Consider the following 24,547-nt stretch of genomic DNA (forward strand, 5'->3'; position numbering starts at 1 on the left):
TAGAGACGCGATGGAAACAACACCAGAGGTTTTTTCAATTGCAGTAGTCGCGGCAGCCTACTTCGCCTTCGCTTTCTTCGCTGCCATCACATTGTGAGAAAACGCGCCCGGCGGAATGTCCTGCGGTGCCTGTCCCGGACGATTCCACTGGAAGGTCAGCCGCGGTTCACCGGCTTCGCGCCGCACATAGTAAAGCCGGAACGGATGCCGCCCGGCTTGTAACCGCACGGTGCCGCTCTTGTCCTGGCCGCTCTCGTAACCGAAGTCGGCATCGATCACCGTCGCTCCCCCGATGCGCAACAGCGCACCCGTATCCGCCGCGACGTGGAACTGATATTCGCCATCCTCCGGCACTTCCACATAGCCGGAGAAAAGCACCGCGACATCATCCTTGCGCGGCGCGACTTTGAGATCGGGATTCGCCGCGGTGCCTTGGGCCGTCGGCTTCAAGTCATCCAACCGGGGAACCCACGGAGCGGCCATTTCGACTGCGCTCCAGGCTATTCCCGGCACGGTCACCGGCTTGACGGCCGGCTGCAGTTCATCGTCGTACGGCCGCGGGGCCCCGGAGTCGGGACGCCGCACGGAACGTACGGTGTCCTGCATCCGCTGCTGCAGCGCCGTGAATTCGCCTCCGGTATCAGCGAGGTTTTTTCCCTCCTGCGGATCGGTCGCCACGTTGTAAATCTCGAACGGCGCCGTGGGACTGGTGATCGCGTAGCGCACACCCATGTAATCCCCGATGCGGATCGCCTGCATCTGATCCCGAACCCGTCCCCGATGTTGCGGCAGAAATTCCGCGTAATTCGGTGTTTTGCCGCGCATGAAATATTCCATGTAAACGGGGGTCGTCCGTTTCTGCTCGTGACCGCGCAACGTCGGCACCAGCGAGACGCCATCCGCTCGTGCCGGCACGGGCACGCCAGCCAGTTCGGCAAAGGTCGTGAGCCAATCGTAATGCGACGACGCCTCGTGGCTCACCGTACCCGCCGGAATAAAGCTCGGCCAGCGAGCCACCGCGCCCACATGCACCCCGCCCTCCCAGCAATCGCGTTTGATCCCATCGAAGGGCCCGAAGCTGCGGAAGAACTGCGGCGTAAATGGCTCCTTCAAATAGGACTCGTTGCTCACCCCATTGTCCGACGTGAAAATGACCAGCGTGTGATCGTCGACCCCGAGATCCTTGAGCAGTTGCTCGACATCGCCCACACAATCATCGATGCGCTGCACCGCCGTGGCGTAACGGCGGTCCACATCCGGCCACGCCTTCTCCGGCGTAGCGGGATTGTGATCGTCGTCCCAGGTGGCATTCGCGTATTCCGGGTAGCAGTAGGAATCCGGCGTGCCCTCGGCGGCATTGATCATGTGTCCCGGCGTGCCGAGCCACTGCAGGCCGCCCTTTGTACCGCCACCCGAGGGAAAGGCGCATGGCGGATACTGGATCTTCGCATGCGGCGTATCGAGCGCGAGATAGCAGAAGAACGGCTGGTCCGGATGCGCGGTGTGCTGGTCGGTGATCCATTTCTTCGCCCGCGCGGTGAAGAGATCCGCCGTGTAGCATCCGGCGAGGTCGGCGGAAATTTCGCGGTCATTCTCCCAGACCTGCCGCCCATCCTCCTTCGGATAGTGGAAATGCCCATCCACATGCCGCACGTAGCCGAGATAGAAATCAAAGCCGCGCTTGGTCGGATAGCCCGGCCACTGCGCGGGCGTCGCCGTTTTCGAGGCTGGGTCCTTCTCTGCTGGCCCGCCTTGCAGCCCCCATTTGCCAAAGGCGGCCGTCGCATAACCCGCGCCCTTGAGCACCGAGGCCAGCGTGTGATTATTCTCCAGCGCCTTGTCGAATTGATTGTCGCGCACATTCGCATGCCCCTGCGTCACACCGAGCAACAGCGAAGAGCGCGAGGAAGCGCACACCGGCGTGGAGGCGTATTGATTGGGAAGCTGAATACCCTGCATGGCCAGCGTATCGAGATGCGGTGTGGAATGCCACGGCTGCGACCGGTCATTCGCGGCTTTCCGCGCATTCTGGTAGAAGACGCCGTAGTCGCCCCACCCCATATCGTCCACCAGGATGAAGACGATATTGGGCCGCAGCGCTTTTTCCACCGCGAGCAAAACCGGCGGCGTAGCACAACAAAGAGCGAGCGCGAGAGCGAAGGCGGATTTCATGAGATGGATCGGGGGATTTGGAATTCGACGGGGATTCTCCGGCCCTTCGGGTGCTGCGGTAAAGAACCGGATTCTTCGTTCATGCCAGAGCAGCCGATTTCTTAGGAATCGGGGATTCTGCCACAGCGAAAGACCACGTATTTGTGGCTTGCGGTTCGCGAGCGTCGTTGCATTTTGTCCGCCGACTGGAAGTAATCGAGAGAGCGTCCGCGTTTGCCGTGGCACCTCGCCCCGACATTTTCATGAAATCCCTTTCCGCTTTCTATACCGCGCTCTCCCTCAGCTGGCTGCTGGCCGCTTCCGCGACAGCTTCGACGCTCTCCGGCATCGTCGCCGGCACCTCGAGTTCCGGCGCTTTGAATGCAAACCTGACCGGGACCGGCGGAATCGATTGGGCGCTGTGGAATGACATGAGTAGCACGGCCGTCAGCTCGTTCGCGCCCACGAATTGGAAAGCGAGCGACCCGCTCGGGCTGCACAGCGTGAATATCACGCCCGTGTCGGTCGTCGGTCAGTCGACCAGCAACTTCGTCCGCGGATCATCACTCACCACGGCAACGACCTTCAGCTACAGCGATGGATCGAGCCCGGCTTCAGCCAGCGGCACCTCCGGCCTCGTCTTTAATAACGACCTCAACTTTTCCAACGTAGGCGTCCAACTCCAGGTGAAAGGCGATCCCACCCAGCTCCTGCAGCTCGATATTTGGGCGGGCGGCTTTGCGGCCACCGGCAACCTCACGCTCACGCTGCCGAACGCCACTCCGGTGACACTCACCAGTCAGGCCTACTCCAGCATTACGCCCAAGGACGCGACTCTTTTCACCGTCTTTTACCAGCCCGACAGTGCCTCCGATCTGCTGACCATCGCTTACACGAGCACCAACACCACCACCAGCGGCCATGTCGGCATCCAGGCCGTCTCGATTTCCGCCGTGCCAGAACCGGCCACCGGCACCCTGCTCATCGGCGCTCTCGCGCTCGGTGGTTTCAGCCGCCGGCGGAAGGCAATCGGCGCCTGAGGAATTGTGGAATCAACGCGCTCTCTCCGCGTTGTCATTTAGAGCGGAGCCGAGGAATACCCCACGAGGAGGAGACGCCATCTGGTGCGTGAGAAAACTTCGGCGATACCACGCCGATCACATAGCGCCCTAAACCCAAGCGTCGTTAGCACGACCGAGCTCCGCGAGGTCACTCTTTCGTTAGCAATTTCACTTTTCCGAGAAAGAAAAAGTGCTCGGGGGGGGACTTGAACCCCCACGCCTTTCGGCATACGCACCTCAAACGTACGTGTCTGCCATTTCACCACCCGAGCTTTTGCGAGAGGGCGAAATGTCTAGCATCCGATTCTGGGAGCGCAAGCGTTTCTTCACAGAAATTGCACAAAAATTTGAAATCGGTTTTGGCGTGCATGTTTCCGCCCTAAAGAGGCATTGGGACACCTAACGAATCATGCGCTTCACCTCCCTTCTCGCCTTCTGCATGGCTGCGGCTTCAGCATGCGGCGTGGATTTCACCAACGCGATCCCTGCCAATTGCCGCCAGGTCGTCCTCGTGGAGAGCCGCGACTGGTCCGCTCCCGCGGGCACGCTCCGCCGATTTGAGCGAACCGATGCGCACAAACCATGGCAGGCCGTCGGCGCACCGGCAGAAGTAGTGCTCGGCCGGCACGGGATGGCTTGGGGCGCTGGACTGCACTCCTCCGCCCCAGTGGATGCTCCGCGCAAACAGGAAGGCGATCTGCGCGGACCCGCCGGCGTATTTGCCATCGGCCCAGTTTTCGGACGCGCGCGGCGTGAGGAAATGCCGTGGCTGCACATGCCGTATCAGCAACTCACACCGACGACCGAGGCAATCGATGATCCGGCCTCGCACTATTACAATTGCATCGTCGATCGCGCCCGGATCGCCAAGCCCGACTGGAAATCCTCGGAGCACATGAACGCGATTCCGGAGTACGAACTCGGCCTGATGGTGGCGCACAATCCACAACACCTTCCCGGCGCGGGCTCGTGCATCTTCATTCATTTGTGGACCGCGCGCGACAACGCCGGCACCTTCGGCTGCACCGCCTTGCATCGGCACGACTTGCTGGAATTGTTTCACTGGTTGGATGCTGCGAAACATCCCGTCCTCATTCAACTGCCTGCCACGATCGTGAGGGAAAGTCTGAGCGGGTTCTGAGAGTGTTCGATCGAAAGACGCGTTCTCCACGAGCACCGGACAGCGAACGAACGGGCTTCTTCTTAATCTTAATCTTAATCGTAATCTTAATCCTCCGTCGGCCCGTTCAGGATCAAGATTACGATTAAGATTAAGATTAAGAGCAAGAGCCGCCCTCGATATGGCCCCTCTCTCCACTGTGACACCCTGTCACCCCTTCAGAGAGGCGATGCCAATTTTAACATTAAACGCCACCCCCTAATATTCGCCTACACGTAGCTTGCACGCCTCTCGCTCACGCCGTATGTCTTACGCCCCTAAAAAAACGCCCACATGATCAACTGGATCCTGAAGAAAATCGTCGGCTCGAAAAATACGCGCCTCATCAAGAGTCTGCGGCCGGTCGTCGCGCGCATCAACGAGCTGGAAGTCCAGTTCCAGAAACTCAGCGACGACGAGCTGCGGGCCAAGGTCGTCGGCTGGAAGGAGCGCCTCGCGAAGATCGAAGAACCCGCTGAGCAACAGGTCGTGCTGAACGAGATTTTGCCCGAGGCTTTCGCCGCGGTGAAGAATGCCGCGCGGCGCATGACCGAGCGCAAGGAGACCTACAGCGTCTGCGATCAGCCCTACACCTGGGCGATGGTGCATTTCGACGTCCAGCTCATCGGTGGCATCTGCCTGCATCGCGGTATGATCGCGGAAATGGCCACCGGTGAAGGTAAGACACTCGTCGCCACCCTGCCCCTCTTCCTCAATGCGCTCACCGGCAAGGGTGCGCACCTCGTGACGACGAACGATTACCTCGCCCGCCGCGACGGCGAGACGATGGGCAAGCTCTACGAATTCCTCGGGCTCACCACCGGCATCATTCAGCACGACCAGTATCCCACCGAGCGCCGGGCGCAGTACTACTGCGACATCACCTACGGCATGAACTCGGAGTTTGGCTTCGATTACCTGCGCGACAATGGCATGGCCACCAGCAAGGACCAGCAGGTGCAGCGCGACTATCATTTTGCCATCGTCGACGAAGTGGACTCGATCCTCATCGATGAAGCCCGCACCCCGCTCATCATTAGCGGACCGGCCACGGTTTCCACCCACCAGTACGACAAATACAAGCCGCTCGTGGACCAACTCGTGAAGAAGCAGACCATGCTCTGCAATCGTCTCGTCTCCGAAGCTGAGGAGCTTTTCAAGCAGGGCAAGACCGAGGAAGCCGGCCGCCTCATGGTGAAGGTGAAGCTCGGCCAACCGCGCAACAAGGGCTTCCTCCGCATGATGGAAGATCCGGAGCGCCGCCGGGTCATCGACAAGACGGAGCTCTCCTTCTACGGCGATACGCGCAAGGAAGAGTTCTTCGCGCTCAAGGAAGAGCTCTTCTTCACCATGGACGAGCGCGCGCACGAGGCCGACCTCAGCGAGCAAGGCCGCGACTTCATGAACCCGGATGATCCGGACGCCTTCGTGCTGCCGGACCTCATTACGCAATTTGCCGAGATCGACCAGACGCCCGGCCTGACCGACGCGCAGAAGATCGAAGAGAAGCAGAAGCGCCAGGCGCACTGCGATCACCAGAGCGAGCGCATTCACAATATCTCGCAGCTCCTCCGCGCCTACTGCCTGTTCGAGCGGGACGTGCAGTACGTCGTCGAGGAAGGCAAGGTCGTGATCGTCGACGAATTCACCGGCCGCAAGATGACCGGCCGCCGCTGGAGCGACGGCCTGCACGGTGCGGTCGAGGCCAAGGAAAACGTCACCATCGAGCGCGAGACGCAGACGCTGGCCACGATCACCATTCAGAATTACTTCCGCCTTTATTTCAAACTCGCGGGCATGACCGGCACTGCGGAGACCGAGGCCAATGAATTCAGCGACGTCTACAAGCTGGACGTCGCCGTCATCCCCACGAACCGGCCTTGCATCCGCAAGGACATGAACGACTTCATCTACAAGACGCGCCGTGAGAAGTTCAACGCGGTGGTCAAGGAGATCGTCAATGCGCACGCGCGGAATCAGCCCGTGCTCGTCGGCACGGTGAGCGTCGAAGCCAGCGAGGTCCTGAGCCGCATGCTCAAGCGCGAGAAGGTGCCGCACGCGGTACTGAATGCGAAGTATCACATGCAGGAAGCCGAAATCGTCTCGCGCGCCGGCCAACCGGGCAGCGTGACTATTTCCACGAACATGGCGGGCCGCGGCACGGACATCAAGCTCGGCCCCGGCGTAACGGAAGTCGGTGGACTCTACGTCATCGGCACGGAACGTCACGAATCGCGGCGTATCGATCGCCAGTTGCGCGGCCGTTGCGCGCGTCAGGGCGACCCGGGTCTCTCGCGTTTCTACGTCAGCTTTGAAGACGATCTGATGCGTAACTTCGGCGCCGCCGATCGCATGACGAAGATGATGGAGCGTTTCGGCCTCGAAGAAGGCCAGGAGCTCGAGCATCCGTGGTTGAACAAATCGGTCGAAACCGCGCAGAAGCGCGTGGAGCAGCGCAATTACCTCATCCGCAAGCGCTCGCTCGATTTCGACGACGTGATGAACAAGCAGCGCGAGGTGGTCTACTCCTTCCGCAACGACGGCATCAATTCAGAGGATCCGCGTCCGCTGCTCTATGAAGTCGTCGAGGAGGCGATTCCGGCGAAGGTGTTGCAATTCCTGCCCGAGGACGGCGAGGAACATAACCCGGATGGCTTGCTGCACTGGGTGAATACCACCTTCCCGATCGGCATTAACCGGGAAGCAGCTGGCTTCGATCACAAGACGCCCGCGGAGATCGGTGAATTCCTCGTCGACCGGATCAAGAAGACTTACGAACTGAAGTGCTCGCACGAACCGCCGGAAGCGGTGCGCTATCTCGAGCGCAATATCATTCTCAACGCGGTCGATCGCCTCTGGCAGGAGCACCTTTATGCTACCGACGCCTTGCGCGAAGCCGTATACCTACGGGCTTATGGCCAGAAGGATCCGCTCGTGGAGTATAAGGCGGAAGCCTATGACATGTTCGCGGAGTTGATGACCAACATCAAAAACGAAATCGTGCAGAATCTCTTCCGCTCGACGGCGAATCTGGAAGCCTTCGGTCAGTTCCTGCAGAACCTGCCGCAGTTCCTCATTAGCTCCGACGAAACCGGTGCGCAGCAGACGCAGGGCGTCGGCCCAGAGCGTCCGGCGAGCCCGCGCCCGCATCCGACGCGCGCCTTGGAATCGCAGGTCAGCAACGAGGAGCGGCATGATGGGAATGGCGCCTCCGGCTTGTCCCTCGACGATGCCATTGGCAGCAAAGCGCAGCCCCAGCGCGAGGCACTAAAGGTGGGCCGCAACGACCCCTGCCCTTGCGGCAGCGGCAAGAAATTCAAGAGCTGCTGCGGCCGGATAGCGTAGGAATACGGGTAACTCTTTAGCCGGAGTTATTGTTCCGACTATGCCCCAATTCGTATGATCTTGGGATTATGATAACATTTTCCCTTGCAGCTATTAGTTGACTGACTAATAGGTGCCCTATGTCCAACACCTCAAATCGCACCGTCCATCTGAAATCCTTGCTCGCGCTGGAGGAAAAGCGCGTGGCTTTGCAGCAACAGATCGACGATATCCAGGAACAGATTTCGAAAATCAGCAATCAGGTCCTCGGCCAGGAACCCTCGGCCATCGTCAAGGCGGCCCGCAAGGCGGTGGCCACGGGCGCTCCCCAGGGCCGCTCCCAGCGCGGCGCGCTCAAGGAAAAGATCATGGCGGCCCTCGAGTCTGCCGGCCATGCGGGTGTGCGGGTGACGGAACTTGCCGAAAGCCTCGGCACGAAGGCGGCTAATCTCCATGCGTGGTTTCACGCCACTACCAAGCGCATGCCCAGCATTGTGAAGGTGGCGGGCGGTCACTATCGTCTGAATGGCCACGGCCCCAAGTCGGCGCCGGTCGCCGCGGCGGCTCCGGCCAAGGCCAGGAGCAAGGCGCGCAAGGGCGGCCGTGTGAAGCGCGGCGCGCTCTCGGAAAACGTCCTCGCAGTCTTGGGCGAAGCGGGCGCGAACGGCATCTCCATCAAGGATCTCTCGGACAAGGTCGGCAGCAACTATCGTAATGTGGCCGTCTGGTTCGCCACCACTGGCAAGAAGCACCCGAAGATCAAGAAGGTCGCCCCGGCGACTTACAAGCTGGCCGCCTAAACCAGCACTTAAATTCACCCATCTCTACGGGGATGCCCGCTCAATGCGGGCGTCCCCCTTTTTTTTATTAGCGCGGGTTGCGGACGACTGGCCCCCGTCGTCTTCGCAGATAGAGCCTCCCGCGAAGGTAATTTCCGACAGCGCCCCTGCGTAGCTTATAACATTACTTTCCCGTCGGAGCCGCCACTAACTGCACGTCGCAAATCTCACAATCCGCGCCGTATTGCGGCAGCACGAACTTAAACTCGACCATCGCCAGGGTCGTCGTCGGCAGCTTCTTGAGGCCGTGCTCCTTGAAATTCACGGTGAATGTCTTCTCCATGCTCTTCCATTCGTTCCCGCTGCTGAAGGCCACTTTCTCGTTCACTTCCTCGTGGGTTTCGTCTTTCTGCGCTTTCACCCCGCCGCGATCGTTCTTTTGGAACTTGGTCGCCACGTTTTCCGCCGCACCGAGATAAGCCACCGTGCAAACGCCATCGGTGATCCCCTTGCCTTTGACTTTGAACGTCAGTTTGTAGGTCGTCCCCACCTTCAGGTCACCCAATTGCTGACGCAGCAGAAATGAATCCGCCATGCGCCCATGACTCGCCCAGTGCACATCCACCGGCACCCATTCATCACGCCAGTAACGGAAGAAATCCGCGTCGTCCCGCCCATTGATGGAGAGCGAGGACATCTTGAAGACCTTGTTCGGTGACGGAAAGTAACCGGCCTTGAGCACCTTACCCCCGCCCGGGCTGGCTTCATTGGGATCGACCGAGACATAGGCATACAGATTGCCACGATCGTTACCCGCGTCGAAGCTCCACCAGTCGGGTTGATTGATCTTCTCCTTGAAGTATTTCTCCCCGCGCAATTCCACCGGCATCTCGAATTTTGGCTGGGTCTTCGTCCCCTTGTTCACCGCGAGGGAGATGCGGCCATTGCCCTGGCCGATGATGAGGTCGAAGAGCCCGTCGCCGTTGAAATCCGTGGCGTGCGGCGCGACCGGCGTGCCTAGCGAGTCGCGATTGCCAAAGTGAATCATCTCCGCCAGCGGCAGCTCCGTGCCAGGCTTCCAGCCACCGGGATTGAGATAAACACCCACCGTCCCTTTCCGATCTCCGACGATCACGTCCGGCAGGCCATCGCCATTGTAATCGGCCACGGTGGGCACGAGTTGTTCGCGCCCGTCGCCATAGCAGAGGTAGTAGCGATGCTCGTCATTGAATTTCGGCTCACTACCGCTCGATTGATTCAGCAGTACGTATACGGCATTCGCCGAATAAGAGCCCTCGCCGATCAGCAAATCCGTCTTTCCATCCTTGTCCCAATCAATCGGGCAGGGCGCGAAGAGATTTCCCCACGGGCGTTTTCCGGCCAAGGGAATCTTCACCCGGTCGTAATTGCCCGGCTGTGCAAAAACGGGCGCCTGCTTGCTCCCGGTATTCGGTACGCGCAAGATATCACCGCAGTAGTTGCCGATGAGCAGGTCGAGCTTTCCGTTGTGACTCCAATCATCAAGCGCGATCTTCGGCACGCTGTGCGGCCCCGTCCACCAGCTACGGTCATACACCGTGTCCTTGGCGATCTGCGGCGGGAAGATGGGAATGATCTCGGCATGCGTGAACTTCGGCTCCGTCTTCGTTCCGCTATTGATGTAGGCGCGGAGCACGCCCGCGGGATCGGCGGTAACGAGATCCGGCAGGCCGTCCCCATTGATATCCACGATGCTGTCCGAGATGGGCATTTCCTGCCCTCCGACTTTGCCGGATTCCGTAGTGGCGTAGGTGCTGCGCCGGAAGCCGGCGAGAAATCCCGAGCCATCCACGCCTTCCCACAGATTGTCCACCGGTGTGAATTTCGAAAAATCGCCATTGGTAATGAGGTTTTGCGGCTCCGCCCAGGCGCTGGAGGTTGCGCAGCCGAAAAGCAGAGTCAGGAGGATACGTTTCATAATCGGTTTCCTTTGGAAGCTCAGTTCATCTGCGGCGCGTTGCGGAGCTTGTCCTCCCAGCGCGTCAGCAGGTGGATGATGACGTTCGTGCCGAACTTGTAAGTGGCATCGAGCGACTTGGGATCGATGTTGCGGTAGTAGAGATTGCGGCGGTACCACATGTCCTCATTCACCGCGACCATGCGCTTCTTTTCATCGCGGGTAAGGTCGATGTTCCCCTTTTCGTCGATGCCAAACTGCCACATGTCGCCGTAGTCATTAGCCGTGTAGAGCACCGCGATTTCCCCGCCGTAGCCCATCAGCGCGTAGATCGGTTCGTCGTAGTAGTTGACTCCCGGCGCAACGTTCTTGATTTCCGAATACCAGGCGTGGGTGAAGATCGGATGGCTCGGCGGCAGCTCCCTCCACGGCTGATTCGGATCTGGCACGAGTCGCAGCATCTCGCGACGAAAGGCGATGTCGAAACGGGAGCGTTGTCCGGGCAGCGAGCTATCACCCCAGATGCAACCACCGCGCCGCAGATATTCGCCGAGGTTCTCCACCTCCTTGTCCGTGAGCTTGAAATCGCGATGGCCGGTGAACCAGATGAACGGCGGCTTCTTGACGAAAATCTCGTCGCTCGACAGGTCGAGCGGTTGCACCTGCGGCTCGGCGTTGATCTTCTTTTTCGAGAGTTTCGAGATGATGTACAGCAGATTCGGCAGGCTTCCCGCCCAAATGCGTCCGTCCTGTTCCAGGCGCACCGTGGAATCCCAATCGCCGCCCTGATACTTCGCCAGATAAGCGGTGAAAACGAATTCGCGCTCCTTCAGCGGCTTGCCGAAGCTCTTCGTGCCGCCCACCGCCCATCCCGAGGTAAACGAGGAAATGCGTTTGGCGACGTCCGCGCTCAGACCGGAGCCATTCGCCGGCAGCTTCGGCGCCGCGCGATCTTTCAGCACGTCGGCAATCATCGCCGGCTTGGTGGTCGCCAGCGGACTCGCGGTGAAGGTGGTGGGGGTCAGTCCCGTCGTCGTCAATATCGCGACCTTCGACGGTGCCATGGGGACATTTGAGATCTCGACCTTCGCCTGTGAGGAATCGAGGGGTTGCAACCGCGGATCGGCGGGAGGCATCTCGACCGTTTGCTCGGGCTGCGTCAAACCACCGGGGGCGGCGAAGTCGGGCGTTTCCACCATTTGTGTCACCAGCACCGTGCCGCCGAGGAGGATGATCAAGATCGCGTGCAGCAGCGCGGACATGGTGAGGAATTGCGCTCGCGAGAAATACTCGAGCACCGCGTCCAGAAATCCGCGCTTGGGCTGCTGATGAGAGGGACGAAGGGAGGCAATGGCATTCATAGGCTAATGGGTCAGACCGAGGCAAAGATCACGTGCCGCCCTTTAGCACTCGCCGGGCCAAGCCTCGCCGGAGCGCCTCTCTCTCTGAAAGCTCATCTCTTTCCTCCGCGCTCCGGAACGCAAAGCATCCACGCCGCCAGCCATCCGGGACAGATTCTATCCCCTAAAAAAAATGACGCCCACCGCAAATCGGTGGACGTCATCTCGCTCCCTGTCCGCCGGCTCGCGCGCCCTTTCCACGAGCCTGGACGGACAGGGGATTTGAATCGAACCGGCGTCGTTTACGCCGAGGCCTGCACGCCGCGGCGGCGGAGACCGATGAGGCAACCCAGACCGCCAATCATCGCGGCCACCGTGGTCGGCTCCGGCACGGGCGAGGTCACGTTCGCCGTCGCGCCCGAGGGCGAGGTGCTGGTGAAGGTCTGGATGTCACCGAGCGCATTCGCGGCGCTGATCGGCAGGGTCAGCATCGTGGAATTCGTCGTATCCGTCGTGCCGATGGCCGGGTTGTTCGTGTCGCTGTTAAGGATCGAGACGAGGAAGCCATCGGGCGTCACGCCCGGCGCGTTCTGGCTCACCGAAACGTCGAACTGAATGTCCGTCGTTCCCGCCGTGAAGCCTTGGAAGATCTCGTTGAATTGATTCGACGAGTTGTCGTTCAACGTGATCGTCGAGCCCATATCGCCGGTCGCCAGACCGAAGGCCGTGGCCGAACCCGACGCGCTACCGCCGGTGAAGACGAAATTGCTCAGCGAAACCGAATTCGGCAGCGTGCCCGAGCCTTCGTTCAACTGGAAGTCGACAAAGAAGGGCGAGTTTGGAGCCCCGACGAGGCTCGCCACATTGAGGTCGACGTGAAAGTTGAAGTTATTCGCGTGAGTCACCGCGGGCGTCAGCACCGCCGCGACGGCCAGAGCGAGTTTGGTCAGATTGCGAGAGAAGTAAGCGTTCATTGAATTGAGTAAGAGTGTGAAAGTGGTGGGCGACCGCGCCGGAGCCGGACTCCGGGCGCGGCCGCACGTTGAGTTAGGTTAAGGATTGGTCGTGCCGGTGACGGTGCGAGCGTAGTAATTCACGCCGCCCGACGAGGGCATCGCGAATTGCAGCGAGACGGTGACCGAGGCGCCGGGAGCGATACTGCCGGTCGCCGCGGTGATGTACGGGCTGCCATTGGGCGCGTTGTTCACCGTGACGCCGGTCTTGTTGTTCAGCGCGGTGCCCGCCGACAAATTGTCGAGCACGAGTTGCACCGGGCCTTGCATCGGCACGCTGCCGCGATTGGTGATCGTCACGGCTTGGGTGATGATGCGCGCACGCTGGTTGACCGCGAACGGACCGCGAGCGATGTCGAGGGCTGTAAACACGTCCGCGAAGGTCGGAGCCGACGCGTCCCGTTGATTCAGCGACTGGAGACCGAAGCGCTGTTCGATCGTCGAGAGGATCGACGACGTATCGCGCTGCGTGTGATCGACATAACCTTTCTTCGCCAGCGGCGAGATGATGATGCAAGGCACGCGTTCACCCGGACCCCAGATATCGCGAAGCGGAGGCGTTACGTGATCCCAGCGACCCCCGTGTTCGTCGTAGGTCACGATCACCGCGGTATGCGCCCAGAGGGTTGGATTCGCCTGCAGCGCCTGGACAATCGAGGCGACGTGCGCCTGACCTTGTTGCAGCGTGGCATAACCGGGGTGCTCATTGTTCACGCCCACAGGCTTGATGAAGCTCACCGCCGGGAGGGTTCCATTCGTCACATCCGTGAAGAAGTTCGTCTCATCCTGCAAGTGAGCCGCGGAGTTCTGCGCACGGGTCACACCGGTTTGCTGGAACGTCAGGCCACCGGTGCCGGTGCCCACGAAACCGCCGACGAAATTTGCCGGCACGACGTTCGTGGTATCGAACGGCGCGTAGTTGTCGAAGTAGGCAAACGGCTGATGGTGATACTGGAGCTGCAGCGACGCATTGACCGAAGAGTAGCTCGGGCTCGTCGTTGGGCTCGGGTTCGAGCCGCTGTAGGCCAGCATCTGTGTCCAACCGCCGGAATACCATTTCCAGCTGACGTTATTCGCGCTCAGTTGATCGCCGATCGTCGGGATGTAGGGACGGGTATCTCCGTTGGCATTGGTGGGGTTGCTGTCGTTTTGCGACGGCAGCAGCGACACCAGAACCGTCCCGCCGTTGCCGGGCAGACCGTTCTCGCCATTGCCACCAAGGTTCACCGAACGGGTGGTGTTCACCACATAGTGCTTGTCGAACGTGGTGCCCGCCGCGCCTGCATAGGCTTCCGTGTTCGCGCTGGTAATCGTCACCGGCGTGGAAGCTCCGTTGAGCGTGACGGTGATCTGGTCGCCCGCCACCGGAGTGATGCTACCGTCGCGAACGTACTTCCCATTGGCTGTGCCGCTCGTGTTCATGACAAACGCGCCGTTCGCGTCGAGGTAGGCAATGTTTCCGTTATTCGACGCCGGCATGTTGTTGTAAACCGGAGCCGCCGCCGACACGAGAAACTGGTGGTTCAGGAACGAACCGCCAAAGGCCGAGTGGAAGAAGTTATCGTTGATCGTGTACTGCTGGGCGAGCAAGCCTTCCGGCAGGTTGGTTGCGTCGTAGTGGCTCATGACCAGACCCGGGTTGTCACTCCATGTGACAAAGCCGCTGTTATTGCCCGCTTCGGCGTCGCCGGTGCTCGGATTCGTGACCGTGCCGAAGATTTGGAACTGCTCCTGCCAGTAGCGGTGATAGATATCACCGGTCGTCAGCGTGGGATTGATGGAGGAGCCGAGATCATACGGTTGCAGCGTGTTCGTCGACGACGACACTCGCGTGTCACCCGTGCCCGAAGCCGCGTCCGTGGTCAGCGGCACGGGCGGATTCTTCACCTGATCGGTGGCCGGCTGGCCAGCGGCCGGCACGAAGGCCGGGTTGTTGTACGAAGTGGGGCCGTCGCCGGACAGCGCGGAACCGGTCAAGCGATTGATCTGGCTCAGCGCCGCCGCACTGGCGTTGGCGATGCCATTCGCGCCGGGGAAGCTGCCGTAGAGACCATCGAAGGGCCAGTTCTCCTGGTAGACCACCACGATGTGATCGATGCTGTTGAGGGCATTGGCCGCATCGATCTGGAAGCTGAACAACGGCTGCTCGGGATTGTTCACCGGATCATATTCCAGGAAGCTGTTCTGCGCCGTGGAGTTGATGCCGTAACTCGTCACCGACAGCGTCCTTCCGTCCGGGCTCACATCCAGAACGTTGTAGTTGAACGTGTCGGGGCTATAGAAGTCCTCCGGTCCACGGTTCGTATCCGCATTCGGATCACCGAGACGGCTGACGTTATGAAGGCCCGGATAGCCTCCCAGGCCGATCGGCTCGACACCGGCGGCCACCTGCGCATTGGCAATGCTCTGCGCCAGCGGCTTCGTCATGTTGTCGAACGAGTGGTTCGTAATCAGATCCGGTCCCGTGGCCCCAAGTGGCCCGCAGACGATTTCGAAGCAATACGGCACCTTCACATAGGTCGATTGAACGCCCGTCTGCCCGGTCGGCGAGTAGAGGATCTCGTTGACCCGGTTCTGGTGATCGTCGGTCGCGAGGAAGACCACATTCTTGATTTGATTATCGGCAATGAACTTCAGCAGGGCATTGCGCTCCGCACGATAGCCGCCCATCCAGGCTTTACCGCCATCGCTGGATACCGGGCTATAGGTGCTCCCAGCGCCAAAGCTGGGGAGGTTGTTCAACGTCAGCGCGCCACCGATCGGCCCGAGCTGATCGATGGGATCGGAAACATTGATGAATTTCCAGGTGGTGCCCGCCTGCTGCGCGCTCAGGAGCGCCTGCTCGAGCCAAGCGAGTTGCGTGGCCCCGAGATAGGTGCGGCTCAGGTTGTCGGCCCGCGAGCCGGTATCATCGGCATTACCCGAAGTCTTCATCCGGATGTCGCGATAGCTGCGGCAGTCCGTATTGATGAACATCGCGTTGCGACCCCATTGCTGGGTAAAATAGAGCTGTTTCGTGCCATTGGTCCGAGGATCGCTCGGCGCGTTCACCGTGCCGCGATTCTTCATCGGCTGATAGTTCAGGAAGACGTTTTGCAGCGCCAGGAACCCACCGCTTTGGTTCAGGAAGGTGCCACTGGTGTTGACGTCGTTCAATGAGGTGCGGGCGTCCACGCCGGCGCCGGACGTGAAATCAAACGGGGCACTTCCGGTCGTGCTGCCCACAGGACCACCGGCAGGAGCACCGCCGTTGATGTACTGCTTATTGCCCAGTTCGTGATTGTCGTAGGTGGTGTAATTCGCCTGGCCAGCAAAGAAAGGTTGCAAGCCATTCTGACCGCTCGCGTTCACCGCGATGAACTGTTCGCGATATTTGCGGGTGTAGTCTGCGATCAATTGCGACTGCGTTGCCGTCGCCGCAACCACCGTCGGATCGGGAAGCGTGCCGGTACTGTGCGCCGCTGCCGAGCCGGTGCTCGCCGTCTCATAAATCGTATCGCCGTCGAACATGAAGAAATCGAGACTCTTGTTCGCGACCTGACTCGCCAGGGCGTATGGTCGGATCAGACCGTCGCAATCGCCCGAAAACGCAAAATGCAGCGGATAATTCGTCGCGGCGGTGGGCGCCGTTTTGAACTTACCGACATTGCTGGTGGCGCCGCTGATGGGCTCCACGAAGCGGTAGTAATAAACGGTGGACGGCTGCAGTCCGGTGATATCGAACTTCACCGTATAATCCGCCACCGCGCTGCCATCGGTCGCGGCGCTCATTGTATTGACGCCCGTCACGAACGTTTGATCCGTGGAATACTGGAGCGTCACCGAGGTGGAGGCGGGAGCCGCGCTGTCAACACCGCGGGTCCAGACGATCGCTTCGTTGCTGCTGGTGTCGCCGGCCGCAACTCCCAGGAAGGAGAAGGCTGCTTGGGCATGCAGACTGATAGCCAGGAGGCTGGCAATACTCGCCCCCAAAATCGGGTATTTCGATCGTGGGGAAGGTTTCGACAAATTCATAGGGTGGTCGTGGGATTTCCGATGGATACTTACGATGGGTGATTTAGGCTGAATGAGTCACTGCGCGACCGAAGTAGTAATTCGTATCTGAAGTAATACGGATAACTCTGATCCTTGCCGCGCGGCTCGTTCGCAGAGTTACCAGCCCATTGTGGCAATCAAACGACTTGCTTGAGACGTTTGTGCGAAGAATGTGAAATACACGTGTCGTTTGTCGCGCTCGGGTGCGACCGAAACAAAATTTCGTAAAAATCACGTTTACCCTCACGCGATTGTTCCCGCCGCACCCGTCACTCAGCGATAGCGTCGCGCGGTGGTCACCAACTCGGCGGCAAGCTCTTGCGGTGTCCATTCGCCACCTCTGAAGATGTGCCGGATATGCCCGCTGGCATCCACGATCACCGTCCTGAGGTTGTGATCGATGCGCTCCCCTACCCGCTGGTATTCGAGGCCAATCGAGTCACCGAGACGCCGAAGATCTTCTTTGCTGGCTGCGGCAAAGGTCCATAACTGTCCATCCGCTTTATACCCCTTCGCATAAGCGGCGAGAACCTCCGTGGTGTCGTGCGCCGGATCGAGACTGATCGAGAGCAGGTGACATTTTCCGCCGACTCCCATTTTGGTGAGCAATTCCTGGGCAATGTTGAAGTTACGCCCGACCAGCGGACAAAATGTCGCCGCCGAGCAGCGGCTGTAAAAAAAGGTAATCGCCACCGCCTCACCGTGAAAATCGCGCAAATGAAATTCCTGGCCATCTTCCCGTCGCAGCGGAACATCGGGCAACAAGTCACCCATATTCAATTCGCGAGCTATCACCGGTGCAGGCTCAAAGGGTGACGACTCCGTGGCAGCGCGGGCACACGCGACCGAAATGGCGAGCGCAGCGATCAAAGCCAAATGAAGAGAGCGACGGCGGTGCGGCATGGTGGCCATGTCTCCGACAACAGATCGTCACCGACAAGCAACAAAATCGTTACAATGCGATCCTTGCCGCCAGGCACTGTGGTGAAGTTGTTTCGCAGTGATGAACCCTTTCGGCCTCCGCGCTTTCGTGATGCTACTATCGCTATCATTGGCGCTTTCCCATCCCCACACGCGAGCGGCGGATAACTCCGACTCCGCGCCGCCTCCCCTGCCTGTCACGGTCACACCGGAGATGGGAGATGTGGGCGGCAAGTTTTTTGGCAAAGTGCCCGATCCGCAGAAGGTCCACCATTACTACATCGCGGCAGAACCGGAGCTTTGGAACTTCGTTCCCGAAGGACAGGATCCCGTTTGCGGCAAGGCATTTCCGAGTTCACTGCTCCTGAACCGTGTCTCCTGGAAGATTCGCTACATCCAATACGCCGACCCGCAATTTTCCGCCCGTGTGCTGCCCACCGAACGGCTCGGAATTCTCGGCCCGGTCCTGCGGGGAACAACTGGTGAATATCTCGCGGTAACGGTGCTGAATCGTTCGTGGCGGCCGATTTCCATGCATCCGCACGGCGCGCACTATGACAAGGATAGCGAAGGCTCTTTTTATAAGCCCAATCCCGGCTTGGGCGCGGCCATCGCTCCGGGGGCCAGGTTTACCTATATCTGGCATCTCGATGAAGCTTCCGGCCCGCGCCCGGATGAACCTAGCTCCAAGGCATGGCTCTATCACAGTCATGTCGCCGGCGACGAAGATATCAACCTGGGCATGTTCGGATTCCTCATTGTGACCGACCCGAAGCGTGCGCGACCGGATGGAACCCCGAAGGATGTCGATCGCGAGATGGCGGCTGTCTTCAATATCTTCGACGAGAGCAATCTTCCCGACTCGGATAACGACGAACCGGATGAGCGTCCGGCCAAGGCGCCGACGGGGCCGACGGGGCCGATCCAACGCACGTGGTCGGAGATCCAGCAATTCACCGAGGAGGGCGAACGCCATGCCATCAATGGCCGCACCTTCGGCAATCTGGCCGGCTTGGAAATGAACCAGGGCGAGCACGTGCGGTGGTATCTCTTCGGGCTCGGCTCGGAGAAGGATTTTCACACGGCGCATTGGCACGGTGAGCGGGTGGTGGAAGACGGACGACGACGCACCGATGTGGTCGAGCTGCTGCCCGCGTCGATGAAGATCGCTGACATGCAAGCCGACAACCCGGGTTCGTGGCTGTTCCATTGCCACGTGGCCGATCACATGGAATCGGGCATGTACGCGAAATTTGTCGTGTATCCTTCCGATGTCACGGGGGCGAGTCGTGACCCGCGCGCCGCTTTCTTCGGCATGCCCGAAGCCGCGCAAACGTTGCACTTCCAAAGCGCCGAGCTCACGCTCCCACCGAGCGACGCCAACACATGCGAACTCAACGTCAGCGGTCAGGTGACCGTGCCCGATCCCTATCCCAGTGCAGGGCGGTCGTTCACCGTAGAGTTGGGCTCGCAGAAGATCACGTTTCATCCAGACGCCAGTGGCATCTCGGTCGGCGATGGAGGCATGCTCGTAGTGAAGAACGGCTCCCTCTACGGCAATGGCGTGGTCACCGGTGGCACGCTCCATTTCGATCTCACGCTGAAGGGGAACGCTGTTCGGCGGGAACTCGAGAAAGCTCGCGTGATTGAAGACGGCCAACTCGCCTCGAAGCCCATGCTGCACCTCAATCTGGTCGTCGGCGATGCCCACCATACCGGCGCGGCGGACGTGAAACTGCTACCGCCGTAATGCTCCGCAAATCACACCCATTTTACTTTAACCGCAGAGACGCAGCGCGGCAGAGCCGCGACCAAAACTCTTGCGACGGAGGAAGGACCACGGATTATGCGGATTTTTGACATTCGGGGCTCCCGACGGACAGTGACGCGCGAGAAAGCATTGACAGGCTCCCCTGCTTCCCTTGCCATCCGCGGATGAAATTCGAGCCCCTCGATTTCTCCAAAATCCGCACCTACCCTGTGGCGGAGCGCGCGAACAAGGTCAACGCCCAGGCCTTCGCCACGCCTCCCGCGGCAGGCGGCTCGCTGCGTGGATTTCTCGACGGCTTGCCTGACTTCCTCGCCGTGCAGGATCTGCGGAAGATCGTGACGGCTGTCGCCACCGCGGTGCGCAACCAACGCCCGGTTGTGCTGATGATGGGCGCGCACTCGATCAAGGTCGGCCTCAATCCCATTTTCGTGGACGCCATGCGGCGGGGCATCCTCAATGCCGTCGCTTTCAACGGCGCGGGCGCGATTCACGACTTCGAGCTCTGCTATCAGGGTGAGACGAGCGAGGACGTGCAGCGCGGCCTCGACGACGGCTCCTTCGGCATGGTCGAGGAAACTGGGCAACGCATGAATGCCGCACTGGCCGACGGCGTGGCCCGCGGTCTCGGCGCCGGGCGCGCGCTCGGTGAAGCGGCTCGAGCGGCGCAATATCCCAATCTTGCCCTTTCCATCCTAGCCACCGCGGCCGAGCTCGATATCCCCGTGACTGTGCACATTGCGGTCGGCACCGATATCATTCACCAGCATCCGACTACGAAAGGCTCCGTGCTCGGTGAAGCTTCGTATCGCGACTTCCAGACCTTCGCCGCGGTGTGCGCGCAACTCGAAGGCGGCGTAGTCCTCAACATCGGCAGCGCGGTGATCATGCCCGAGGTCTTCCTCAAAGCGCTGACTATCGCCCGCAATCTCGGCCACAAGGTCGAGCACTTTACCACCGCTACTTTCGACATGACGCGCCATTACCGCCCCACGGAGAATGTCCAGCGCCGCCCGACCAAACTCGGCGGCCAGGGCTTCTATCTCGTCGGCCACCACGAAATCATGATCCCGCTGCTCTTCGCCGCGATCACCGAGGAACTCGCCCGATGAATCGCGACCGCGTTGCCGCTCTCACTCGGATCTTCGCCGACAAGCGCATCCTCGTCATCGGCGATCTCATGCTCGACGAATTTCTGTGGGGCAAAGTCTCGCGCATTTCGCCTGAGGCGCCCGTGCCCGTGGTGGAAGTGGTGCGCGAGGAATGGTTCCCCGGCGGCGCGGCCAATGTGGCGCGCAACCTCGCCGAGTTTTCCAAACACGTCCGCGTCCTCGGCTTCACCGGCGTGTGCTCGCACGCCGAGCATCTCAAGAAACTGCTGACCAGCGAAGGCATCAACATCGACACGGTGCAATCGCACGCCTGTTACCAGACGATCGTGAAGACGCGCATCATCGCGCGGCAACAACACGTCGTGCGCATCGACCGCGAGAAGAAGCTGCATGTGCAACCCGAGCACGCCGCCGCGGCGCTCGCGCAAATCGAAGCGCTATTGCCGGAGATCGATGCGATCATCGTTGAAGACTACGGCAAGGGGGCTGCTCGCGCAGCCGTTTGCCGAGGCGATCTGCGACCTCGCCAATCGCGCGGGCAAAGATCCTGGCCGTCGATCCCAATCCGCATAATCCCCTTGCCTGGCGGCACGTCTCGGTCATCAAACCCAACCGCGTCGAAGCTTTTGCCAGTGCCGGTTTGCCGCAGGAGGAACCGATCGATCCGCCCACCGAGGATACTGCGCTGCTCGAAGTCGGCCGCGTGCTTTCCGAGAAGTGGGACGCCGACAACTTGCTCATCACTCTGGGCGAACAAGGTGTGTTGCTCTTCCGCCACGACGCACCGCCTTATCATGCCCCCACGAGGGCTCGTGAGGTCTTCGACGTCAGCGGCGCGGGTGATACGGTCATCGCGCTCTACACGCTGGCCCTCAGCGCCGGCGCGACTCCCGCCGAAGCCGCGGAGATCGCCAATCACGCCAGCGGCGTGGTCGTGGGCAAGCTCGGCACCGCCACGGTTACGCCTGCCGAATTGCTCGCGAGTTTCGTGGAGTAGTTTTTAATCCACGAACACAAACTCGTTCGTCTCCAGCAACACCTGGGCGTATTGCTCCCACGGTGTCAGGTCTTTCGGCGGAGTCGTCGAGCCGGCGAATTGCGCTTTCGCGTCCCACTCGCTGCTGCCGCGAATGACCGGGTGCCAGATGAAGCCGTCGGAATCCAGGCTCTCGCGCAGGTCGACCATAAAGTCGATCGTGTCGCCCTTCTTCACTTCGATCTTATCGAGACTGACTTCGACGGTACCCTTCGGAGCCACCTCGCTCTTGAACAATTCGCCTTTGCGGCTGGAAACGACGCGGGCCAGGATGCCGTCGCCGTGGTCGCTCGGCCGTTGCACCGCGCCGGTGATGGAGATCACGCCATCCTCCGCGGCGACCCAGCGTCGAATCGTATCGTGTGCATGATCATTGCCCGCGTGGCCGCCTTCGGCGTTGATGGTCACATAGCCGAGCGTGGCATCCGGCACCTTGGCGCCGCCCTGCCAGGCGTGGCCGCTGAAGAACGGAAGCTTGTGGAAATCGACCTTGTGCGTCGCTTCGTCATAACCGCCCCAGCCATACTGCCAGGCGGCTTGCAGGTTCACCCGCGGATGCGGGTTCGTGATCGCATTCATCACGAAACGCAGACCAGAATCCACTTCCAGGTTCGTCGCCTTGCGCGCATACACCCGCTGGTAAAGCTCCTGAATCTGCGACTCGTAAGCCTGCTGCTGTTGAAACTCCGGCTTCGCCACCAAGGCCTCCGCCTGCTGGATGACGAATGGGTTGTTCATCATGAACAACGCCTGCTGCGGCACGGTCGTGACATGGCGCTGTGGGCTCGTCTGGTCGGGTGTCGCATAATCAAACGTATGGAAAATACCGGGCAGATTCTGCCGATCGATGAGCCCATACACCGCGCGGCGTTTCGCATAGGGCGCCGTGGTTAGTTCCACGGGATGGCCACCCATCGAGGGATCGAGCTGACCCGCCACAGCCAGCAGCGAATCGCGCATCGCTTCAAAATCGAGACGGCGGCGGTTCATGTGCCAGAGCAGGCGGTTTTCCGGATCGGTCTGCGCCGCATCCGCGCGCAAATCGCTGACCTGCTGATACACGCTCGAAAGCATGATCTCCCGCTGCAACTTCTTCACCGACCACCCTTCGTTCATGAAACGCGAGGCGAGATAATCCAGCAACTCAGGATGGGTGGGCGCGTCGCCCTTGGTACCGAAATCGCTCGGCGTGCGCACCAGGCCGGCGCCGAAGTGCAGATTCCACACGCGATTCACGAACACGCGCGCGGTGAGCGGGTTGTCCTTGCTGGCGATCGCCTTGCCGAGTTCGAGACGGCCGCTGCCATCCTTGAACGGCTGCGGGTCGTTGTGGCTGAGCACCTGGAGGAATCGCCGCGGCACCGCTTCGCCCGGGCGCCCTGGGTTGCCGCGGATGAATACATGCGGATTCATCGGCACCGGCGCATCGACCATCGCCTGCGGACGCGGCGGCGCCAGCGGGCCGGCGTTCAGTTCGTCGATCTTGTTGCGCAGTTTCACCGAATCCTGTTTGCCCTGCTTATCGAGCACCTTTTCCTGGATCTCCGGCGAAATGATGGCCGGCACGCCGAGGAGACCGATCGTGCGCATGGCATAGACGCGCCGCTGGGTATCGAGGAACGCACCGAGCTTCCCTTCCAAATCGTCGAGTTGCTTCTTGTATTCGGCCTCATTCGCCGGGTCGCTCGCCGTCGGCAGAATCGGCAGATCCTTCCACGTCGGCTCGACGGAGGAAGCGAACACGCCATAAAGCGCGTAGTAATCCTTCTGCAGGATCGGATCGAACTTGTGATCGTGGCAGCGCGCGCAGCCCACGGTGAGCCCCATGAGACCGCGGCAGACCACATCGATGCGGTCGTCGATGATATCGGGCGTGCTGTTCAGGAAACGGCGACCGAGCGTGAGGAAGCCCAGCGCGGCCATCGGACGCGGATCCTGCGGCGTGGAGACGCGATCCCCGGCGATCTGCTGAATCACGAACTGGTCATACGGCAGGTCGCTGTTGAATGCGTTGATCACCCAATCGCGATACGTGTAGCTGAAGGGATAGCGCCGCTCTTCACCGCCGGCGAGATAGCCACGCGTGTCGGCATAACGGGCGACGTCCAGCCAGTAGCGGCCCCAGCGTTCGCCATAGTGCGGCGAGGCCAGCAGACGGTCCACGACCCTGGCAAAAGCGTCCGGTGAATTGTCCTTCTCAAACGCCTCGACCTCCGACTGGGTCGGCGGCAGTCCGGTGAGATCGAAAGTGGCCCGACGCAGCAGCGTGCGCTTCGACGCGATCGGTGAGGGCGTGAGCTTCTTTTCCTCCAGCTTGGCGAGGATGAATTGGTCGACTGGAGTCTTCACCCAATGGCCCGGGTCTTTCACCGCGGGCGGAGCCGGATTCTTCACCGGCTGCAGCGACCAGAGCGTCTTGGCCGCTTCCATCTGGGCGGAACCCTTTATCGGCGCGCCATCGTCTGGCCAGGGCATACCCATCCGCACCCATTGCTCCAGCGCGGCGATCTGCGTGTCCGCCAGCTTGTCCGCCTTCTCCGGCATCTTCGAGTCGCCGACGTGCTTGATGGATTTAATGAGCTCGCTCTCCTCTGGCTTGCCCAGCACCACGATCGGGCCGTCATCGGTCCCCTTCAAAATGGCCGCGCGGGAATCCATGCGTAGCGCCGCCTTCTGCTTGTCGGCGCCATGGCACTTGTAGCACTGCTCGGCCAGCACAGGACGCACCTGCTTCTCAAAGAATTCAGTTTCCTGAGGGGTAATCGCCACCGCCTTGGGCAAAACGGCACCAGCCAGGGCAAAAATGGCAAAAGGAACAAATCGGGTCATCGCGGTCAAAATAACCCATCGACAGAGAAGACGTTAGCGGTTTTTGCGGAGCGACCAAAAACCGCCTGAGGCGGCTATCGATC

14 protein-coding genes, 1 tRNA gene and 1 pseudogene are annotated in these 24,547 nt (G+C 60.5%); 8 read left to right on the plus strand and 8 right to left on the minus strand.

What is annotated here, in order from left to right; all coding sequences use genetic code 11:
* Nucleotides 1-57 precede the first annotated feature (57 nt).
* On the minus strand, nt 58-2,172 hold the full coding sequence (locus tag CFE428DRAFT_RS21620; protein ID WP_006981783.1) for a sulfatase-like hydrolase/transferase: 2,115 nt from the start codon (nt 2,170-2,172) through the stop codon (nt 58-60).
* A 242-nt stretch (nt 2,173-2,414) separates the two neighbouring features.
* Between CFE428DRAFT_RS21620 and CFE428DRAFT_RS21625 the strand changes: the two genes are divergently transcribed.
* A complete protein-coding gene (locus CFE428DRAFT_RS21625; protein ID WP_006981784.1) occupies nt 2,415-3,191 on the plus strand; it encodes a PEP-CTERM sorting domain-containing protein in 777 nt (258 codons plus the stop codon).
* Nucleotides 3,192-3,403: 212 nt separating this feature from the next.
* On the opposite strand, the gene CFE428DRAFT_RS21630 is transcribed toward CFE428DRAFT_RS21625, so the two are convergent.
* Nucleotides 3,404-3,484, minus strand: a tRNA-Leu gene (locus CFE428DRAFT_RS21630).
* 137 nt (nt 3,485-3,621) lie between these two features.
* On the opposite strand from CFE428DRAFT_RS21630, the gene CFE428DRAFT_RS21635 reads away from it, so the two are divergent.
* The 3 genes from CFE428DRAFT_RS21635 to CFE428DRAFT_RS21645 all read left to right on the plus strand — a co-directional run bounded on the left by CFE428DRAFT_RS21635 (nt 3,622) and on the right by CFE428DRAFT_RS21645 (nt 8,495).
* Nucleotides 3,622-4,353, plus strand: coding sequence for a L,D-transpeptidase family protein (locus tag CFE428DRAFT_RS21635; protein WP_006981785.1), 732 nt, complete (start codon nt 3,622-3,624; stop codon nt 4,351-4,353).
* A gap of 312 nt (nt 4,354-4,665) precedes the next feature.
* Nucleotides 4,666-7,716, plus strand: a complete 3,051-nt coding sequence (gene secA / locus CFE428DRAFT_RS21640) for a preprotein translocase subunit SecA (protein ID WP_006981786.1) — start codon at nt 4,666-4,668, stop codon at nt 7,714-7,716.
* Nucleotides 7,717-7,835: 119 nt separating this feature from the next.
* On the plus strand, nt 7,836-8,495 hold the full coding sequence (locus tag CFE428DRAFT_RS21645; RefSeq protein WP_006981787.1) for a hypothetical protein: 660 nt from the start codon (nt 7,836-7,838) through the stop codon (nt 8,493-8,495).
* 163 nt (nt 8,496-8,658) lie between these two features.
* Here the strand turns inward: CFE428DRAFT_RS21645 and CFE428DRAFT_RS21650 are convergent, their stop codons facing one another.
* From CFE428DRAFT_RS21650 to CFE428DRAFT_RS21670, 5 genes are all read right to left on the minus strand, one after another.
* A complete protein-coding gene (locus CFE428DRAFT_RS21650) occupies nt 8,659-10,431 on the minus strand; it encodes an FG-GAP repeat domain-containing protein (protein WP_006981788.1) in 1,773 nt (590 codons plus the stop codon).
* Nucleotides 10,432-10,451: 20 nt separating this feature from the next.
* Nucleotides 10,452-11,771: a DUF4159 domain-containing protein gene (locus CFE428DRAFT_RS21655; protein ID WP_006981789.1), complete on the minus strand. Its 1,320-nt coding sequence runs from the start codon at nt 11,769-11,771 to the stop codon at nt 10,452-10,454.
* Nucleotides 11,772-12,052: 281 nt separating this feature from the next.
* Nucleotides 12,053-12,724, minus strand: coding sequence for an NF038129 family PEP-CTERM protein (locus CFE428DRAFT_RS21660; protein ID WP_006981790.1), 672 nt, complete (start codon nt 12,722-12,724; stop codon nt 12,053-12,055).
* A gap of 78 nt (nt 12,725-12,802) precedes the next feature.
* Nucleotides 12,803-16,777, minus strand: coding sequence for an alkaline phosphatase family protein (locus tag CFE428DRAFT_RS34160; RefSeq protein WP_006981791.1), 3,975 nt, complete (start codon nt 16,775-16,777; stop codon nt 12,803-12,805).
* Nucleotides 16,778-17,071: 294 nt separating this feature from the next.
* Nucleotides 17,072-17,668: an SCO family protein gene (locus tag CFE428DRAFT_RS21670; RefSeq protein ID WP_157447593.1), complete on the minus strand. Its 597-nt coding sequence runs from the start codon at nt 17,666-17,668 to the stop codon at nt 17,072-17,074.
* 163 nt (nt 17,669-17,831) lie between these two features.
* On the opposite strand from CFE428DRAFT_RS21670, the gene CFE428DRAFT_RS34165 reads away from it, so the two are divergent.
* The 4 genes and pseudogenes from CFE428DRAFT_RS34165 (at nt 17,832) to CFE428DRAFT_RS40580 (ending at nt 21,596) form a co-directional block, all read left to right on the plus strand.
* The gene (locus tag CFE428DRAFT_RS34165; protein WP_162145302.1) at nt 17,832-19,469 is read left to right on the plus strand and encodes a multicopper oxidase domain-containing protein; all 1,638 of its coding nucleotides are present in this window, start codon (nt 17,832-17,834) and stop codon (nt 19,467-19,469) included.
* 185 nt (nt 19,470-19,654) lie between these two features.
* A complete protein-coding gene (locus CFE428DRAFT_RS21680; protein WP_006981794.1) occupies nt 19,655-20,599 on the plus strand; it encodes a GSU2086 family protein in 945 nt (314 codons plus the stop codon).
* Nucleotides 20,600-20,667: 68 nt separating this feature from the next.
* Nucleotides 20,668-20,973, plus strand: a pseudogene (locus CFE428DRAFT_RS41255) (PfkB family carbohydrate kinase); the annotation flags it as partial.
* A 128-nt stretch (nt 20,974-21,101) separates the two neighbouring features.
* Nucleotides 21,102-21,596 carry a bifunctional heptose 7-phosphate kinase/heptose 1-phosphate adenyltransferase gene (locus tag CFE428DRAFT_RS40580; RefSeq protein ID WP_006981796.1) on the plus strand — a complete coding sequence of 165 codons (495 nt, stop codon included), beginning with the start codon at nt 21,102-21,104 and terminating at the stop codon, nt 21,594-21,596.
* Nucleotides 21,597-21,599: 3 nt separating this feature from the next.
* On the opposite strand, the gene CFE428DRAFT_RS21690 is transcribed toward CFE428DRAFT_RS40580, so the two are convergent.
* Nucleotides 21,600-24,464: a PSD1 and planctomycete cytochrome C domain-containing protein gene (locus CFE428DRAFT_RS21690; RefSeq protein ID WP_006981797.1), complete on the minus strand. Its 2,865-nt coding sequence runs from the start codon at nt 24,462-24,464 to the stop codon at nt 21,600-21,602.
* Between the last annotated feature and the right edge of the window lie 83 nt (nt 24,465-24,547).

The sequence above is a fragment of the Chthoniobacter flavus Ellin428 genome, from assembly GCF_000173075.1.
Taxonomy (GTDB): domain Bacteria; phylum Verrucomicrobiota; class Verrucomicrobiia; order Chthoniobacterales; family Chthoniobacteraceae; genus Chthoniobacter; species Chthoniobacter flavus.